13 protein-coding genes, 1 pseudogene and 1 riboswitch are annotated in these 18,479 nt (G+C 70.5%); of the genes and pseudogenes, 11 read left to right on the forward strand and 3 right to left on the reverse strand.

Annotated elements, in window-relative coordinates; genetic code table 11:
* Positions 1–27: 27 nt before the first annotated feature.
* From dxs to ACIA8X_RS37690, 4 genes are all read left to right on the forward strand, one after another.
* Entirely contained in the window at positions 28–2,046 is a 2,019-nt protein-coding gene (gene dxs / locus ACIA8X_RS37675; RefSeq protein WP_393459200.1) for a 1-deoxy-D-xylulose-5-phosphate synthase, read from the forward strand.
* Complete coding sequence (locus ACIA8X_RS37680) at positions 2,043–3,428, forward strand: aspartate aminotransferase family protein (RefSeq protein WP_393459197.1); 1,386 nt, start codon at positions 2,043–2,045, stop codon at positions 3,426–3,428. The genes dxs and ACIA8X_RS37680 overlap by 4 nt, the downstream gene beginning before the upstream one ends.
* Before the next feature lie 179 nt (positions 3,429–3,607).
* Positions 3,608–4,261 carry a helix-turn-helix domain-containing protein gene (locus ACIA8X_RS37685; protein WP_399460249.1) on the forward strand — a complete coding sequence of 218 codons (654 nt, stop codon included), beginning with the start codon at positions 3,608–3,610 and terminating at the stop codon, positions 4,259–4,261.
* Complete coding sequence (locus ACIA8X_RS37690; protein ID WP_128436791.1) at positions 4,258–4,377, forward strand: DUF6126 family protein; 120 nt, start codon at positions 4,258–4,260, stop codon at positions 4,375–4,377. The genes ACIA8X_RS37685 and ACIA8X_RS37690 overlap by 4 nt, the downstream gene beginning before the upstream one ends.
* Before the next feature lie 28 nt (positions 4,378–4,405).
* Here ACIA8X_RS37690 and ACIA8X_RS37695 read toward each other — a convergent pair whose 3' ends face one another.
* Complete coding sequence (locus tag ACIA8X_RS37695; RefSeq protein ID WP_393459193.1) at positions 4,406–5,203, reverse strand: tyrosine-protein phosphatase; 798 nt, start codon at positions 5,201–5,203, stop codon at positions 4,406–4,408.
* A gap of 180 nt (positions 5,204–5,383) precedes the next feature.
* On the opposite strand from ACIA8X_RS37695, the gene ACIA8X_RS37700 reads away from it, so the two are divergent.
* From ACIA8X_RS37700 to ACIA8X_RS37720, 5 genes are all read left to right on the forward strand, one after another.
* Complete coding sequence (locus tag ACIA8X_RS37700) at positions 5,384–7,480, forward strand: alpha-galactosidase (RefSeq protein WP_393459190.1); 2,097 nt, start codon at positions 5,384–5,386, stop codon at positions 7,478–7,480.
* Between the two features lie 307 nt (positions 7,481–7,787).
* A riboswitch (cyclic di-AMP (ydaO/yuaA leader) is annotated at positions 7,788–7,945 on the forward strand.
* 4 nt (positions 7,946–7,949) lie between these two features.
* Positions 7,950–8,912, forward strand: a complete 963-nt coding sequence (locus tag ACIA8X_RS37705; RefSeq protein WP_393459187.1) for a LysM peptidoglycan-binding domain-containing M23 family metallopeptidase — start codon at positions 7,950–7,952, stop codon at positions 8,910–8,912.
* 309 nt (positions 8,913–9,221) lie between these two features.
* Positions 9,222–11,117: a hypothetical protein gene (locus ACIA8X_RS37710; protein ID WP_399460200.1), complete on the forward strand. Its 1,896-nt coding sequence runs from the start codon at positions 9,222–9,224 to the stop codon at positions 11,115–11,117.
* Positions 11,101–11,817: a DUF6250 domain-containing protein gene (locus ACIA8X_RS37715; RefSeq protein WP_393459181.1), complete on the forward strand. Its 717-nt coding sequence runs from the start codon at positions 11,101–11,103 to the stop codon at positions 11,815–11,817. Before ACIA8X_RS37710 ends, ACIA8X_RS37715 begins: the two co-directional genes overlap by 17 nt.
* 110 nt (positions 11,818–11,927) lie before the next feature.
* A complete protein-coding gene (locus ACIA8X_RS37720; RefSeq protein WP_393459178.1) occupies positions 11,928–12,746 on the forward strand; it encodes an SGNH/GDSL hydrolase family protein in 819 nt (272 codons plus the stop codon).
* Between the two features lie 121 nt (positions 12,747–12,867).
* Here the strand turns inward: ACIA8X_RS37720 and ACIA8X_RS37725 are convergent, their stop codons facing one another.
* Positions 12,868–13,488: a TetR/AcrR family transcriptional regulator gene (locus ACIA8X_RS37725; RefSeq protein ID WP_393459175.1), complete on the reverse strand. Its 621-nt coding sequence runs from the start codon at positions 13,486–13,488 to the stop codon at positions 12,868–12,870.
* Between the two features lie 71 nt (positions 13,489–13,559).
* Positions 13,560–14,738: a Glu/Leu/Phe/Val dehydrogenase dimerization domain-containing protein gene (locus tag ACIA8X_RS37730; RefSeq protein ID WP_393459172.1), complete on the reverse strand. Its 1,179-nt coding sequence runs from the start codon at positions 14,736–14,738 to the stop codon at positions 13,560–13,562.
* A gap of 190 nt (positions 14,739–14,928) precedes the next feature.
* Between ACIA8X_RS37730 and ACIA8X_RS37735 the strand changes: the two genes are divergently transcribed.
* Positions 14,929–16,104: an MBL fold metallo-hydrolase gene (locus ACIA8X_RS37735; protein WP_393459169.1), complete on the forward strand. Its 1,176-nt coding sequence runs from the start codon at positions 14,929–14,931 to the stop codon at positions 16,102–16,104.
* A 638-nt stretch (positions 16,105–16,742) separates the two neighbouring features.
* Positions 16,743–18,428 (forward strand): annotated as a pseudogene (locus ACIA8X_RS37740) (ATP-binding protein); the annotation flags it as partial.
* Positions 18,429–18,479 lie beyond the last annotated feature (51 nt).

Here is an 18,479-nt window from a genome sequence, read left to right on the forward strand (position 1 = left end):
AGGCACGGACCGAGAGGGGGCCCGAGCGTGACGATTCTGGAGAGCATCCGGGGACCACGCGACCTGAAGGCGCTGTCCGAGGCGGAACTCGGTGAACTGTCCGACGAGATCCGGGAGTTCCTGGTCCACGCGGTCGCCAGGACCGGTGGCCATCTCGGGCCCAACCTGGGGGTGGTGGAACTCTCCATCGCGCTCCACCGGGTCTTCGAGTCACCGGTCGACCGCATCGTCTGGGACACCGGTCACCAGAGCTACGTACACAAGCTTTTGACGGGACGTCAGGACTTCTCGAAGCTGCGCGGCAAGGGCGGCCTGTCCGGCTACCCCTCGCGTGAGGAGTCCGAGCACGACATCGTCGAGAACAGCCATGCGTCCACCGCGCTCGGCTGGGCCGACGGGCTCGCCAAGGCCCGTCAGGTGCAGGGGGACAAGGGGCATGTCGTCGCGGTGATCGGCGACGGGGCGCTGACCGGCGGTATGGCCTGGGAGGCGCTGAACAACATCGCGGCGGCCAAGGACCGGCCGTTGATCATCGTCGTCAACGACAACGAGCGGTCGTACGCGCCCACCATCGGGGGCCTCGCCAACCATCTGGCCACCCTGCGCACGACCGACAGTTACGAGAAGGTCCTGGCCTGGGGGAAGGACGTACTGCTGCGGACCCCGCTCGTGGGCAGCACGATCTACGAGTCCCTGCACGGCGCGAAGAAAGGCTTCAAGGATGCCTTCGCACCGCAGGGCATGTTCGAGGATCTCGGGCTCAAGTACGTCGGCCCGATCGACGGGCACGACATCGGGGCCGTCGAGTCCGCCCTGCGCAGGGCCAAGCGCTTCCACGGGCCGGTGCTGATCCACTGCCTCACGGAGAAGGGGCGAGGCTATGAACCCGCCCTCGCCCATGAGGAGGACCACTTCCACACCGTCGGCGTGATGGACCCGCTGACCTGCGAGCCGCTCGCCCCCTCCAACGGGCCGTCCTGGACGTCGGTGTTCGGCGACGAGATCGTGCGGATCGGGGAGGAACGGGAGGACGTCGTGGCGATCACGGCGGCCATGCTGCATCCCGTCGGTCTCGGCAAGTTCGCGGAGCGGTTTCCGGACCGGGTCTGGGACGTCGGGATCGCCGAGCAGCACGCGGCCGTGTCGGCTGCCGGGCTCGCGACGGGCGGGGTGCATCCGGTCGTCGCCATCTACGCCACGTTCCTGAACCGCGCCTTCGACCAGTTGCTGATGGACGTCGCGCTGCACCGCTGCGGAGTGACGTTCGTGCTGGACCGGGCCGGCGTCACGGGCGCCGACGGGGCCTCCCACAACGGCATGTGGGACATGTCGATCCTCCAGGTCGTGCCCGGCCTCAGGATCGCCGCGCCGCGCGACGCCGACCAGCTGCGGGCGCAGTTGCGGGAGGCCGTGGCCGTCGACGACGCGCCGACGCTCGTGCGGTTCCCGAAGGAGTCGGTCGGGCCGTCGATCCCGGCGGTCGACCGGGTGGGCGGCCTGGACGTACTGCACCGGGACGCGGGCGAGCCGGACGTCCTGTTCGTCGCCGTCGGCGTGATGGCTCCGGTGTGCCTCCAGGCGGCCGAGCTGCTGCAGGCACGCGGCATCAACTGCACCGTCGTCGACCCCCGTTGGGTCAAACCGGTCGACCCCGCTCTCGCACCCCTCGCCGCACAGCACCGGCTGGTGGCCGTCGTCGAGGACAACAGCCGCGCCTCCGGAGTCGGCGCCGCCGTGGCGCTGGCGCTGAGCGACGCCGAAGTCGACGTGCCCGTACGGCGGTTCGGCATCCCGGAGCAGTTCCTCGCGCACGCCAAGCGGGGCGAGGTGCTGGCCGACATCGGGCTCACGCCGGTGGAGGTCGCCGGCCGGATCAGCGCGAGCCTCGCTCTCAAGGAGGCCGAGGAGAGCCTGCCCGGTCCGGGGCAGGCTGAGGAGGGCCGGGGCGGTCGGGAGCAGACCCGGGACCGCCAGGGCGGTCGGGAGCAGGCCGAGGACCGCCGGGACGGCCGTACCGTCGTGTCAGTCAAGGAGAAAGCCGAATGACCACGGAGTTCGACCTCGGCAGACTCCTCGCCGAGCGCGGAGCCGAGCGCTACGAGCTGCACAGCAGGTACCTCAACCACCAGCTCCCGCGCATGCTGCACACCATCGGCTTCGACAAGGTCTACGAGCGGGCCGAGGGCGCCTACTTCTGGGACGTCGACGGCGACGACTACCTGGACATGCTCGCCGGCTTCGGGGTGATGGGGCTGGGGCGCCACCACCCCGTCGTCCGCAAGGCGCTGCACGACGTCCTCGACGCCTCCCTCGCCGACCTCACCCGCTTCGACTGCCAGCCGCTGCCCGGGCTGCTGGCGGAGAAGCTCCTCGCGCACAGCCCCCACCTGGACCGGGTGTTCTTCGGCAACAGCGGGACGGAGGCGGTGGAGACCGCGCTGAAGTTCGCGCGGTTCGTCACCGGGAAGCCGCGGATCCTGTACTGCGACCACGCCTTCCACGGGCTGACCACGGGCTCCCTGTCCGTGAACGGCGAGTCCGGTTTCCGGGACGGCTTCGCCCCGCTGCTGCCGGACACGGCCGTCCCGATCGGTGATCTCGACGCCCTGGCAAGGGAGTTGAAGAAGGGGGATGTGGCGGCGCTCATCGTCGAGCCGATCCAGGGCAAGGGCGTGCACGAGGCCCCGCCCGGATATCTGCGAGCCGCCCAGGAACTGCTGCACCAGCACAAGGCGCTGCTCATCGCCGACGAGGTGCAGACGGGTCTTGGCCGGACCGGCGACTTCTACGCCTACCAGCACGAGGACGGTGTCGAGCCGGACCTGGTGTGCGTGGCCAAGGCGCTGTCCGGGGGGTATGTGCCGGTGGGCGCGACCCTCGGCAAGGACTGGATCTTCAAGAAGGTCTACTCGTCGATGGACCGGGTGCTCGTCCACTCGGCGAGCTTCGGGTCCAACGCGCAGGCCATGGCGGCCGGGCTCGCCGTGCTGTCCGTCATCGAGAACGAGCAGATCGTCGCGAACGCGCGGGCGACCGGGGAGCAGCTGAGGTCCCGGCTCGCGGCACTGACCGACAAGTACGAGCTGCTCGCCGACGTCCGCGGCCGGGGCCTGATGATCGGCATCGAGTTCGGCCGTCCCGACTCGCTGAAGCTGCGCAGCCGTTGGGCCATGCTGCAGGCCGCACGCAAGGGCCTCTTCGCGCAGATGGTCGTCGTACCGCTGCTGCGGCGGCACCGGATCCTCACCCAGGTCTCCGGCGATCACCTGGAGGTGATCAAGCTGATCCCGCCGCTGATCATCGGGGAGCGGGAGGTGGACCGGTTCGTGGACGCCTTCACGGATGTGATGGACGACGCGCACAGTGGCGGCGGACTGATGTGGGACTTCGGGAAGACGCTGATCAAGCAGGCGGTCGCCAACCGCTGACTTCCGGGGCCGCGGGGGACGCGGGGCCGTGCTCGTCGATCCGTTTTGCCTCTGAGGCAAGAAATTTGCCGCAGAGGCAAGCCTCCGGCTGAATGGGGAGCATGAGCTCTCCCGAGACCGAGCCGCAGCCGGCTTCCGAACGGCCGCCCAGGGCTGGACTGGAGCCTGGCGTCGAGCCGATGCAGGGTGCCGAGCCGGCGCCCGATGCCGAGCCGACGCCCGGCGTCGAACGGGCGGACCGGCCGGCCGACGCCCTGCCCGTCGTCGCGCCCCAGCTCCGTGCACTGCGCCGTCGTGCCTCCCTCACTCTGGAGGCCGCGGCGCGTGCCGCCGGGCTGTCGCCCGCCCACCTCTCCCGACTGGAGACCGGGCAGCGCCAGCCCTCACTGCCGATGCTGCTCGCGCTCGCGCGTATCTACGGTACGACCGTATCCGAGCTGCTCGGCGAGACGGTCGCCGACCGGGACGCCGTCGTGCGGGCCGCCGACATGGAGCCGACCGCGGCGGGCGGTTGGACGTACTGGCAGGCGGGCGCGTTCGGACGGGGGATGCAGGCCCTGCGCGTCCATGTGCCGTACGGCTCGCAGGGCGACATCGTGCGCGTGCACCCCGGTGAGGAGTGGCTCTATGTGCTCGAGGGGCGGCTACGGCTGCGTCTCGGGGACACCACGCACCGGCTCGTGCCCGGCGACAGCGCGCACTTCGACTCGCTCACCCCGCACCGCATCGCCGCCCAGGACCGGGGCGGGGTCGAGCTCCTCTTCGTTCACACCCTGCTGCAGAGCCCCACGGCCACCCTGTGCCTGGGCCCCACCCCTGGAGAGATGCCTTGAGCGACATGGAGGAGAAGTTCCCGCGCGCCCTGTGGGTGCGGCTCATCATCTACATCGCGGTGGGGCATGTCTTCGCCGCCTTCATCTACCTGCTGTTCGAGGTGGGCGCGAAGTAGCCGTGGGAGGCCGCGGCGGCGGTCTGCGTCAGTCGAGCAGCCGCTCCCGCAGCAGCTCCCGGGCCTCCGGGGTGATCCCCAGCCCCTGTTCCAGGTAGGTGTCGACGTCGCCCCAGGTCTCCTCGATCGTCTCGAAGGCCGCCGTCAGATACTCGGCGCGCGCGTCGAACAGAGGGCTGAGCAGCTCCATGACCTCGGGGGAGTAGGCCGAGGCGTCGCTGCTGCTGCGGTGCACCTTGTAGCGGCGGTGCTTGGCGTTGGACTCCAGGTAGTCCGCGATGATCGCCTCGCGCTCGACACCGAGGGCGAGCAGCGTCACGGCGATGGACAGGCCGGCGCGGTCCTTGCCGGCCGCGCAGTGCATGAGGGCGGGGACGCTGTCCTCCGCGAGGGAGTGCAGTACCTGGGAGTGCTCGGCGGTGCGCTGCTTGACGATCGTGCGGTACGAGGTGATCATCCGGTTCGCGGCCTTGCCGTCGGAGAGGATCTCCCGCAGCTGGTCGATGTCGCCGTCGCGGACCATCTTCCAGAACTCCGCGCCGTCCGCGGGGTCGCTCAGCGGCAGGTTCACATTGCGCACGCCCGTCAGCTCGACGTCAGGCCCTTCGAGCTTCTGGTCCGCCGCGTTGCGGAAGTCGAAGATCGTGTGCAGGCCGAGGGAGTCGAGGAAGGCGGCGTCCTGCTCGGTCGCGTGCGCGAGGTGGCCGCTGCGGAACAGCACTCCGTACCGCACCCGCCGTCCGTCCACGGTCGGCAGGCCGCCGACGTCGCGGAAATTGCGGACTCCGGCCAGCTCGGGCTCGGTCGACGGGATCTGCTGCGTCACGGGGGCTCCTCCCAGTCGGCCCCGCCGGCGCGGCTCGGCGGTGCCGCCGACGGGGTGCGCTCTCGACCATACGACATGGATTCCTGGGGCAATGAGTTATCCACAGGCGTTGCATCGGACGCCCGCAGCCCTTGATGATGTTGGTGCTTGAGTGGACCTGTTCGAATATGTGAGGGCTTGATGCTGGAGACTTCCGACCGCGGACGCACCTGGGTTCTTTCCGGGCCGACCAGCAGTTACGCCCTCCACTTGACGGAGGCCGACGAGCTGCTGCACCTCCACTGGGGCCCGCGGATCGCGCTCGCCGACGCCGAGGAGCTGGCCGCACGCCCCCTCCCGGCGTACCGGGGCTTCGAGTCGCAGCTCGACGGACACGAGGAGTACCCGGTCGAGGGCGGCCCCCGCTTCGTCCGGCCGGCCCTGTCCCTGCGCACCGACGAGGGGCGCGGCACCGAGTGGACCTTCGAGGCGTACGAGACCGGGGGCACCGAGGGTGCGGAGGGTGCTGCGGGCGAGGAGTTGAAGCTCCGGTTCCGGGACGGCGCGCTGGCCATCACGCTGCACTACCTGATGCGCGACGACGTCGTGGAGCGCTGGGTGACCCTGGACAACCAGGGGCCCGACCTGGAGCTGCTGCGCGCCGACTCCGCCACCTGGACCCTGCCCGACCGCGAGGACTGGCGGCTGTCCCAGCTGCACGGACGCTGGGCCGCGGAGTCCCGCCTGACGCAGTCGCCCCTCACCTACGGTGAGAAGATCATCGGTAGCCGCCGCGGCCACACCGGGCACCCGCTCCTGCCGTGGGTCGCGCTCGACACCGACGCCACCGAGGAGCGCGGTGAGGTGTACGGCTGCGCCCTCGCCTGGTCGGGGTCGTGGCGGATCGCGGTGGCCCAGCTGCCGGACGCGCGCGTGCAGATCACCGGCGGGGTCGGGTACGACGACTCGGGGCTGTTGCGGCTTGCGGCGGGGGAGTCGTTCGTGACGCCGGTCTTCGCCGGGCTGTGGAGCGACGGCGGTTTCGGGGGCGCGAGCCGAGCCTGGCACGCCTACCAGCGCGCCTATGTGATCCCGGACGCCGATCAGGACCGGCCCGTGCTCTTCAACTCCTGGGAGGCGACGGAGTTCGACATCTCCGAGGAGCAGCAGGGCACCCTCGCCCGGCGGGCCGCGGCGATCGGCGTCGAGCTGTTCGTCGTCGACGACGGCTGGTTCGGAGCGCGCACCAGTGACCGCGCCGGGCTCGGCGACTGGACGCCCAACCCGGACCGCTTCCCGTCCGGCCTCAAGCCCCTCGCCGACTACGTGCACGCTCTCGGCATGCAGTTCGGTATCTGGGTCGAGCCGGAAATGGTCAATCCGGACAGCGAGCTGTACCGGGCCCACCCGGACTGGGTGCAGTACCAAGCGGGACGAAGGCGTACGGAATTCCGCAATCAACTCGTACTGAACCTCGCCCGCGACGACGTCCAGGACTATCTCTGGCAGCGGCTGGACGGGCTCCTGTCCAGCGCCCCGATCGACTACGTGAAGTGGGATTTCAACCGTTGTTTCAGCGACGCGGGCTGGCCCGGTGAGCCGTATCCGCAGCGGCTCTGGGTCGACCATGTGCGCGCCTTCTACGCCCTGTTGGACCGGCTGCGGGCCGCCCACCCGGGCGTGGCCTTCGAGTCCTGCTCGGGTGGTGGCGGCCGGATCGACCTGGGCGTGCTGAGCCGCACGGACCAGGTGTGGACTTCCGACAACACCGACCCGCTCGACCGGCTCGCCATCCAGCACGGCTTCAGCCAGATCCATCCGGCGAGGGTCATGGCGGCGTGGGTCACCGACAGCCCGAACAACCAGCTCAACGGCCGGGTCAGCTCCCTCCGGTTCCGGTTCGTGAGCGCCATGGCCGGGGTGCTCGGCGTCGGCGGTGACCTCACACAGTGGACCGAGGACGAGCTCGCCGAGGCGCGGGAATGGGTGGAGCTCTACAAGGAGATCCGGCATCTGGTGCAGCGTGGGGACCTCTATCGGCTGAGGCCCCCGCGGGGCGGGCTGAGCGCGGTGCAGTACGTGCTCGGCGACGAGACGGTCGTGCTCGCCTGGCTCCAGGCGCAGAGCTACGGCGAGGCCGTGCCGGCGCTGCGGCTGCGTGGGCTCGACCCGACGGCATCGTACGAATGCCGTGAAACGGGCAAAGTTCACCGAGGTGCCGTATTGCTGCATCACGGGCTTCACGCCGATGTGCGCGGCGACCTCGATGCGACGGTTATCCGCCTGCGTCGCATCTAGGGTTTCTGTCCGAATTGGCACATTCATTCCAACTCGCTCTGGAGTAAAGGAAGCTGGAGCGGAGTCACGTGAGGAGCGTCATATTCGTGACCGTGCGTCGCCCGTCATGTTCACGTAATCCACATGCTTTTCAAGGGGTTTTGAGTCGGGCGACGTACCCATAATTCACGCAGGGTCACCGGTAATTCCCACAAGGGATCAACAGGAACGCATTCGGGCGGAACCTCTCACTTGTTCCCATGCGTCTTCCTCGCTTACGTTCGCCACCAATCCGGACGGACGCCTAATCCTGCCGCCGACCGGATCCCGCGAAAACTCACCCGTGTACGGCAGGAGCGGGGGACCCACAGGTACAACCGCCTGTTCCGGTCTCCGGAACGGCTTGGGGTCAAGTCGCGTCCCCACGCGACCGGGCATCTCCAGCCCGCACCCGACAGCTCACCTCGCAGGCGCCGGAGAGGAATTCGCCATGCCCGCGAAGGGTAAGCACCGCCGCCCGAAGTCCCTGCGCTTCACCCGCTCCATCGCCGTCGCCGGAACCGGCGGAGCCGCTCTCGCTCTCCCGCTCATCGGGGCCACCGGTGCCCACGCCGCTCCTTTGCAGTCCGTTTCGGAAAAGGCCGTTCAGACTCTGCCGACCACCGGCAAGGAGGTGGCCGAGAAGAAGGCCGCCGAGAAGAAGGGCGCGGACCGGAAGACGGGTACGCGGACGTATTCCGTGAAGGTCGGCGACTACCTTTCGAAGATCGCGAACGAGCAGAACGTCAGCGGTGGCTGGAAGAAGCTCTACGCCGACAACCGTGAGGCCGTCGGCGAGGACCCGTCGCTGATCCACCCCGGTCTGAAGCTCAGCATCGGCGGCAAGAAGGCCGCGACGAGCGCCCCCAAGTCGCCGTCCGCTTCCTCGCCTTCGTCCTCCTCGTCTTCGCCCTCGAAGTCGTCCACGGATGCGTCCGCCTCGAAGTCCTCCGCCTCGACGACGACCAAGGCCGACCAGAGCGCCGACACCGTCGGCACCGCCAGCGGCTTCAGCGCCCCCCTCTCCACGGCCGCCGTCGGCACCGCGTACAAGGTGGCGGGCAGCATGTGGTCCAGCGGCTACCACACCGGCGTCGACTTCTCCGCGGTGACCGGCACCCCGCTGAAGGCGGTCGGCGCGGGCACCGTCGTCTCCGCCGGTTGGGGCGGCGCGTACGGCAACCAGGTCGTCATCCAGCTCGCCGACGGCTACTACGCCCAGTACGCCCACCTTTCCTCGCTCTCCGTCTCGGCCGGTCAGACCGTGACCGCGGGGCAGCAGGTCGGCCTCTCCGGTGCGACCGGCAATGTGACCGGCCCGCACCTGCACTTCGAGATCCGCACCACGCCGGACTACGGCTCGGACGTGGACCCGGTCGCCTACCTCCGCTCCAAGGGCGTCGCCATCGGCTGACCCCGCCGCCGACTGCCTCGCCTGACACGCAACCGAAGGCCGGACCCCGATCCCCGGGTCCGGCCTTCGGTGTTGGCGCGCGGTGTCGGCGATGGGCGCGGCGTCCGGGTGCGCCTGTTCATGATCGCGGCATTGCGATCTTGTGGCAGGCGCGTCCAGGGCGTCGACAGTGAGGGGAGAGCGAGGACAGAGTGGTGTCCGTAGTGCTGCAAGCGCTTTCTGCCGCAACGGCGCGCACGCCGACGACACCGCCGCCGTGGTCGAGGAACTCGCCGACAGGCTGATCGCCCCTCTCGCAAAGGAGCTCCAGTGCACGCCAATCGACGCCGAAGAATCGGCGCCGTCGCCGCGGCGGCCCTGCTCGCCGGGCTGTTCTCCGCGCCCGCCGGTCACGCCGCCGAGCCGCTCCGGACCGTGGAGAACCTCGACCGGGGGCTGGTCGCCGTACCTTCCGGTGAGGGCACCTTCCTCAGCTGGCGCCTGCTCGGCACCGAGTACGCGCGGTACGGCAACGCCGTCGCCTTCCACGTGTACAAGAACGGGCGCCGACTGAACCGAGCGCCGGTCATCAACTCCACGACGTACAAGGACAACACCCGCGGCGTGGGCACGTACACCGTGCGAGCCGTGATCAACGGGCACGAGAGGAAGGTCAGTTCGGCCGCCCTCGACTTCTCGCGGGGCTACGCCGAGATCCCGCTCGCCACCGCCGACGGCTACGTAGTGCAGCACGCCTGGCCCGGCGACCTCGACGGCGACGGACGCTACGAACTCGTCGTGAGCCGCCTCTCCCAGACCCGCGACAAGCCCGACCTGCTGGAGGCGTACACCCTCACCGGTGAGCGGCTGTGGCGCGTGGACCTCGGTCCCGGCTCGTACACACAGGTGGGCGGGAACGGCGCCAACGACCCCGCGCCCGCCGCGATCAGCGGTTCGACGGCGATCGGCGGATACCGCAACGACGACAACGTCACCGTGTACGACCTCGACAGCGACGGGAAGGCCGAGGTGCTGGTGCACACGGCCGACGGGACGACCTTCGCGGACGGGGCCAGGGTCACCGCCTCCTCACCCGCGAACCAGTTCGTCTCGGTGATCGACGGCACGACCGGCACCGAGCGCACCCGGCAGCCCGTCCCCGACGACTTAGTCTCGGACGGCCCCTCCGGCGGCCACTTCGGCATCGCCTACCTCGACGGCCAACACCCGAGCCTGGTCACCAAGTTGGTCACGCGGGTCGGTGCCAAGCGCGGTGTCTTCCGGATCCTCTTCCAGACCTGGGACTTCAACGGCACGGACCTGACCCGCCGTTGGAAGTACGTCGTCCCGTCCGACAGCGGCGCCACCAGTTTCTACCAGATCCGCACCGTCGACGTCGACCAGGACGGCACGGACGAGATCGCCGACGGCAACTACGTCGTGGGCAGCGACGGCGCCCTGCGCTACGTCGTCGACGGCGCCGGACACGGCGACCGCTTCCACATCGCCGACCTCGACCCCGACCGCCCCGGCCTGGAGGGCTTCGCCATCCAGCAGGCCGAGCTGGGTGTCATCCCGCAGTTCCCCTGGTACTACTACGACGCCGACACCGGAGAGCGCCTGGTGACCGGGCGGCATCCGGCGGACTGGGAGAACGACACCGACATCGACGTCGGCCGCGGCAGCACCGGCGACATCGACCCCGACCACCCCGGCTACGAGTACTGGACCTCCACCGCCGACGTCACCGCTCCCGGTGCGGGCGTCTACAACGTCCAGGGCGGCAAGGTCTCCACGACCACGCCCAGCGTCAACTTCCGTATCTGGTGGGACGGTGACAAGGCGTCAGAACTCCTCGACTCCACGCACGTCGAGAAGTGGAACCCGGCGAGCCAGACCAGCGCGAAGCTCTTCGACCCGCCCGGTGTCGTGTCGGGCGCCCGCAACGCCACCCCGTTCTACGGCGACCTCGTCGGCGACTGGCGCGAGGAGATCCTCGCCGAGACCGCCGACCACACCGCCCTGCGCCTCTACACCACCACCGAGCCGACGAGGACACGCATCTACACGCTCGCCCAGAACCCCGAGTACCGCCTCGGCTGGACCGTGCGCGGCTATCTGCAGTCGACGTACACCGACTACTACCTCGGCACCGAGACCCGCCGCGTGCCGAAGCCCTCGATCACCCTCCCGGAAGGAGCCGTCTCCCGTGACGACCACGCGTAGAGCCTTCGGAGCCCTCGCCGCCGGCGCCGCTCTGGCCGCCCTCGCCCCCGCGACCACCGCGAGCGCGACGCCCCGCCCGCGCCGGCTGATCGCCCACGACGACTTCCGGCACGGGCTCGGCCAGTGGGCCGTGGAACTGGAGAAGGGCGGCACCGTCACCGCCGCGCGCGGGGTGCTGGATGTCGACGTGCCCGCGGGGGCGACGATCTGGTTCAAGAAGCGGCTGGAAGGCCCGTACGTCATCGAGTACACGGCCACGCCCATATCGGCAGGCGGCGTCAACGACCGCGTCTCCGACCTCAACAACTTCTGGAACGCCACCGACGTCCGCTCCCCGGACGACCTCTTCGCCACCCAGCGGGGCGGGGCGCTGGCGGAGTACGACTACCTCAGGACGTACTACGCCGGCTACGGCGCCAACACGAACACCACGACCCGGCTGCGCCGCTACGTCGGTGAGGCCGGGGTCCGTCCGCTGGTCTTCGACTACACCGAGCCGCTGCTCGTGGCGAACGAGCCCAACAGGGTCCGGATCGTCTCCGACGGTCCCACCGCGCGGTGGTGGAACAACGGGCGGCTCGTCTTCGACTACACCGACCCGGAGCCGTACACCGGTGGACACTTCGCCTTCCGGACCACATGGAGCCACTTCCGGTTCAGCGGCTTCCGGGTGTGGCGGTTGAGCCCACAACACCCCTGATCAGAGGCTTATTCCAAGTTTGGTCAACACTTTAGAAGTGGCTTATCTCACCGCCCGTCAACCCCTCCTTACGGTCGCGTAGGTCACATTCGAAGGTGAATCATGCCCGTGTGGCAGACGATTCGAAGAGTGACAGCAGATCAGAGATCGGGTCGTACGTTGCGGTGGGGGACAGCTTCACCGAGGGCGTCGGCGACCCCGGCCCCGACGGGGCGTTCGTCGGCTGGGCCGACCGGTTCGCGGTACTGCTCGCGGACCGGCGGCCCGAGGGCGACTTCGACTACACCAACCTCGCCGTGCGCGGCAAACTGCTCGACCAGATCGTGGAGGACCAACTTCCGCAGGCCGTCGAACTGGCCCCGGACCTGGTCTCCTTCTGCGCGGGCGGCAACGACATCATCCGGCCCGGCACCGACCCCGACGAGGTCGCCGAGCGCTTCGAGCGGGCGATCATCCGGCTCACCTCAGCGGTCGGCACCGTCATGGTGACGACCGGCTTCGACACCCGTGGCGTGCCCGTGCTGAAGCATCTGCGCGGCAAGATCGCCACCTACAACGGTCATGTGCGGGCCATCGCCGACCGGTACGGCTGCCCGGTGCTCGACCTGTGGTCCCTGAAGACCGTCCAGGACCGACGGGCCTGGGACGGCGACCGACTCCACCTGTCTCCCGAGGGGCACACGCGCGTGGCGCTGCGCGCGGGCCAGGTCCTCGGCCTGGACATCCCGGCAGACCCGGACCAGCCCTGGCCGCCGCTCCCGCCCCGCGGCACCCTCGAGATCCGCCGGGACGACGTCCACTGGGCGCGTGAGTACCTGGTGCCGTGGATCGGGCGGCGCCTGCGCGGCGAGTCGTCGGGGGACCACGTGACGGCCAAGGGCGCGCTGTCGCCGGACGACATCAAGATGCGGATCGAATCGGTGGCTTGAGGCTCCTGCGCGTCGGCGGTGTGGGTCGTGCCCTGTTCGAGGGGCGCGGCCCACACGGCTGTCATGAGCGGGATGCGACTGTCATGGGCGGCAGACCGCGTCCGCTCGGCGCACGGCAACCTCACCGCACGGACGCGGTGAACGCCTCCCGCTCCAGCCCGAGTTCCCGGGCGAGCGTCTCGTCCACCCACTCCTGGGCACGCGCGCGTGACACCGCGCCCGGGTACGACGTCAGCTGTACGGCGAGCCCGTCGAGGAGTGCCGTGAGGTGCAGGGCCGTGCCGGTGGGGTCCGGGCACCGGAACTCGTCCGCGGCCACGCCCTCCGCGATGACCTCGGCGATGGCGGCCTTCCACCGCCGGTCGAGGTTCCGCGTGACCTCCTGCAGGGCGGGCTCACGCAGTGCCGCCGCCCAGCCCTCGATCCACAGCCGCCAGCCCTTGGCCTGGCCGGTCGGCGCGTACCAGCGCACGGCCGCCCGCAGTCGTCGTAGCGCCGTGGTACGGCGGCCGAGAATCCTGCGCAGACGGTCCAGGTCGCCCTCGGCCGCATGGGTGAACGCGGCGGCGACCAGCTTCTCCTTCGTGGCGAAGTGATAGAGCACCAGCGCGTTGCTCACCCCGAGCGCCGAGGCCACGTCGGCGATCCTGACGGCCGCCACGCCTCGCGCCTCTATCTGCTGGACGGCGGCCCGCAGCAACTCCTCACGCCGCTCCGCCACGCTCAACCGCACTCTTGTCACTCCGTCACCCTAAGGCCTGACCGTGGACCCTTCCCTGGCCGCAGCAGGGCGGAGCCTCCGTCCGCAAGCCGTCACCGGTGTTGGCCGAACCGCTCGGCGATCATCAGCAGCCGGTCCGCCGCGAGGGCGTGCGCGGCGGCGCGGGGCGTCGTCCCGTCGGCCTCGGCGCGGGACAGCGTGAGGTCGGTCAGGGCGCGCATCGAGCGGCGTGTGTGAGTGAAGGCCTCGTCCGCGTCGGCCCCGATGTCGCCGAAGAGCGTCCACCACCACCACGCGTTCGTGGCCGAGTTGACCACGACGTCGGGCAGTACGGTGACGCCCCGCGCGGCCAGCAGTTCCTCGGCCTCGGGCCGTACCGGCATGTTGGCGGCCTCGGCGATCCAGCGGGCGGTGATCCGTTCCTGGTTCGTGGCGTCGATCGCGTACGAGACGGCCGCCGGAACCAGCACCTCCGCCTCTGCCGCCAGCCAGGCCTCGCCCGGAAGTTCGCGGTCACCGGGGCGCAGCGCGGCACGGTCGACCGTGCCGTGGGCGTCCCGTGCCGCCAGCAGGGCCTCGATGTCGAGGCCCGCCGGGTTGGTGATCGTGCCCTTGATGTCGGCGACCGCCACGACCGTGAGCCCCGCGCGCGTGAGGAAGCGTGCCGTCGCGCCGCCCATGGTCCCGAGGCCCTGCACGGCGACGCGGGTCCTCCAGAACGGCACACCGGCCCGGTCCAGGGCCGTGAGCACGGACTCGGCGACCCCACAGCCGCCGACCAGTTCATCCAGCCCGATGCCGTCCACTTCGACCGCGAACGCGTCCGCGAGCCGCCGCCGGGCGCCGGCCTCGTCGTCCAGCAGCGGATACACCGCCTGGATCGACGAAACGAGCCCCGCCTCGGCCGCCGCCCGGTCGACCACGTCCTGGGCGAGACCGAGGTCCTCGCCCGTGGTCCAGAAGGTCTCGATGTACGGCCGCATGGTCTGCAGGTAGCGCACCAGGAGCCCGTACGCCTCCGGATCTCGGGGATCGCAGTCGATGCCTCCCTTGGCACCGCCCAGGGGGACGTACCGGGACTCGGGGTCGTAGTGCAGGGCCTCCTTCATGCTCATGCCGCGGGCCAGCCCGGTGACCTCGTCCAGCGTGCAGCCCGGCCGCATCCGCAGCCCACCGCTGGACACGCCGCGCACCAGCCGGTCGACGACCAGGAAGCCCTGGCGGCCGGTGACGTGGTCGGTCCAGGTGAGCGACAGGAGTGGGGTGGTCATGGGGTCTCCGGTGGGGGTGGGGGCCGCGTGCCGCCCTACGGCTACTGAACGATGGGTCAGTATCGGAGGGGAGGCGGGGACATGTCAACGTACTGATTGGATCTTCAGTGGCGGGCTGTCCCGGGGGGCGTCGGGGCTGTCGGAGGGGCCGACCATAATGGAAGCCTCACCGACTCCATCTGGAGGTACCGTGGCCGGTTTCCGTTTCCCGAGCTCCGGGCTCCGCGCCCTGCGGCCCGAGGCCTTCGGCGTGGATCCGAGCGGTGAGCGCATGGCGCGTATCCGCAGATCGCCGAACTTCAGGAACGGCGTCTTCCAGAACCCCGGAGGCGCCGCCCGGACCCGTCCCTCCGGGGCGATGCTGGAGTTCGCCAAGGTCTTCTTCGACCGGGAAACCCGGCCCCGCCGCGTCCCGCAGGGCACCGTGCCGATGTACCCCACCACGTATGCCGACCTCGCCAAGCCGCCCGTCGGTGGACTGCGCCTGACCTGGTTGGGGCATTCGAGCGTCCTCGCGGAGATCGACGGCCGGCGCGTGCTGTTCGACCCGGTGTGGGGCGAGCGCTGCTCCCCGTTCCCCTTCGCCGGACCTAAGCGGCTGCACCCCGTGCCCCTCCCGCTGGCGGCACTCGGCCCGGTCGACGTGGTCGTCATTTCGCATGACCATTACGACCACCTCGACCTGCCCACGATCAAGGCACTGGCCGGCACGGACACCCTGTTCGCCGTGCCGCTCGGTGTCGGCGCCCACCTTGAGCACTGGGGCGTGTCCGCCGACCGGCTGCGCGAGCTGGACTGGCACGAGGCCACGAAGGTCGGCGGGCTCACCCTGACCGCGACACCTGCCCGCCACTTCTGCGGCCGCGGTCTGCGCAACACACAGCACACGCTCTGGGCGTCCTGGGCCGTCGCCTCGGACGAGCACCGGATCTACCACAGCGGTGACACCGGCTATTTCGAGGGCTTCAAGGACATCGGCGCCGACCACGGCCCGTTCGACGCCACGATGATCCAGGTCGGCGCCTACTCGGACTTCTGGCCCGACATCCACATGACGCCGGACGAGGGCGTGCGGGCCCACCTCGACCTCCAGGGTGGCGACCCGGCCGCGGGCGTCATGCTCCCGATCCACTGGGGAACCTTCAACCTCGCACCGCATCCGTGGGCGGAGCCGGGCGAGCGGATGATGCGGGCCACGCACAAGGCCGGGGTCACGATGGCGGCGCCGCTCTGCGGTGAGCCCTTCGAGCCGGCCACGGTGGCGCCTGTGACGCCGTGGTGGCGTGAGGTGGCCGAGACGCCCGCCGAGGGGTGGCCGGCTTGGCCGCCGGTCGCGTCGGGGACGGACGGCACGGCGGTCGTCTAGAGCGCAGTGCCTTCGGCGGCCGTCGAGTCTTGCGTCCGCTGTTCCGTCCGCTGCTCCGTCCTCCAGTGCTCTGTTGTCTGCAGGCCGCCGAGGGGCGGCCCACGGGCGCGCGACGGCTACCGCTCGCGCCCCCGCACGGCGGTGGGCGCGGGGCGCACGGGAACGCGTGGGGGCGCCCGCACGGAAATGTGCGCCGTTACGGCCGGTGACGCTCTGGGGGTCGGTGCACCGGGCGCGCGGTGCAGAAACGTCGCGGCCGGGGCGGCCGGGGGTGTGGACGCGAGGCGTAGGTGGGGGCGGGACAGGGGCGGGGCACGGGAAGTGCCCCGCCCTGGACTTTTCTTCGTGACCAATTCTGACCAGGTCCGATCGTTCCAGTGCTCCATGCGGGCGAACGGTGGAGCTGGTTATCGGTCTGTCGTACGAGGCCTCATACCAGAGCGGGACGCTGCCTGCCGGACTTTGTCAACTGCCCACCGCACATGATGCGGAGACGACTACTGTCAGTGTCCGTCGGGCGACGCGGAGCCGAATTTTCTTCGGCTCTGTCGACCGACATCGCGATGGCGCATGCCCCGGGCCGCGCAGACCGCGCGCACCCCCCGGGCCCCGACCGACGGACCAGTACGAGGACCCCGATGTCTCAACTCCGCGCCCCGGCCGCACGCGCAGACCGCCGTGAGGGCGGGCGGCACGGGCGCCCGGCTGCCCGCACCGCACCCGCGCTGCCCGAGACCCATATACGGCCCCAACTGCTGCGTCTGGCCGTGCTGCCGCCCATCGCGGTGGCCCTGAGCGCCTGCGCGGCCGTGCTGTTCGTCGTGCGCACCACCGGAGCACGGCCGAGCCTCACCCTGTGGGCCGTGCTCACCGGGGCGGTCTCGGTGACCCTCGCCGGCATCGTGATCGCGGCAGTGGCCGCCAACCGCACCGCCAGGTCCGTGAGCGAGCGCATCGGCGCCCTGCGCCGCAGCAGCGCGCGCGGCGAGGCCGATCTGCGTGCCCTCGTCGAGACGTTGCGGCGCGGCGACGGCCCGCCGAAGCGCAAGTCGCGCAGCGGTCCGCCCGACGGCGCCGACGACTTCGAACTGCTCGCCGCCGACCTGGCCCGCGCCCATGACGGCGCCGTCTCCGCCGTCGTCCAGGCCTCCCAGCTCTCCAGCCAGGCCGGCAGCGAGCAGAAGCTCGAGGTCTTCGTCAATCTCGCCCGGCGCCTTCAGTCGCTCGTGCACCGCGAGATCTCGATCCTCGACGAGCTGGAGAACGAGATCGAGGACCCCGATCTGCTCAAGGGCCTCTTCCACGTGGACCACCTGGCCACCCGCATCCGCCGTCACGCCGAGAACCTCGCCGTGCTCGGCGGCGCCGTCTCCCGCCGGCAGTGGAGCAATCCGGTCTCCATGACCGAGGTGCTGCGCTCGGCCATCGCGGAAGTCGAGCAGTACTCGCGGGTGAAGCTCGTACCGCCGATCGACGGCACCCTGCGCGGGCACGCCGTCGCCGACGTCATCCACCTGCTGGCCGAACTCGTCGAGAACGCCACGGTGTTCTCCGCCCCGCACACCCAAGTCCTCCTCCGCGCCAACCTCGTGACCTCGGGGCTCGCCGTCGAGGTCGAGGACCGCGGCCTCGGCATGCCCGTCGCCGAGCAGAACCGCATGAACGCCTTGCTCACCGACCCGGACCAGGTCAACGTCGCCAGCCTGTTGGCGGACGGCCGCATCGGGCTGTTCGTCGTGTCGCAGCTCGCCAAGCGGCACGGCATCCATGTGCGGCTCCAGACCAACATCTACGGCGGCGTCCAGGCCGTACTCGTCGTGCCGCAGGGGTTGTTGGGGACGGAACCGGGGGCTGGGACCCGTGGAGGCTCGGGACAGGCGCCGGATCCGCAGGAGCCGCGGGCGGCGACCGGTACGGCCGTACCGCCGCACACCTCGTCGCAGGCAACGGTGCCGCCCCAGCAGCATCGGCAGCCCATGTCGGCTGCATCGGCTGCATCAGCAGCACCGGCGGGCGGGCAGCGGGGTGCCGGCGAGGCGTCGCCGGGGACGCCTCGGCGATCGCAGCCGCAACCGCAGCCACAGGCGCAGCCCGGCGTCAGGGGTGCGGCCCCGATGCCCAACGGCAGCGGACCGGCGCCGCTACCGGTGCGCGGTGCCGGCGACGGGCGGGCCAACCCGGCGGACGCCGTGCCCGGCATCAGGCCCGGCGAGCGTCGGATCGTCGCGGAGAACACGGTCGCACCGCCGACCCCGCGCACCGGCACCGTCCGCGGCACCATGGGCAAGCCCCAGCTGCCACGACGCCGCGCCCAGGAACACATCGCACCCCAACTCCGGGACGCCCCCGCACCACGCCAGGAATCCGACCACCTC

The organism is Streptomyces sp. NPDC051738 (assembly GCF_044453205.1).
Taxonomy (GTDB): domain Bacteria; phylum Actinomycetota; class Actinomycetes; order Streptomycetales; family Streptomycetaceae; genus Streptomyces.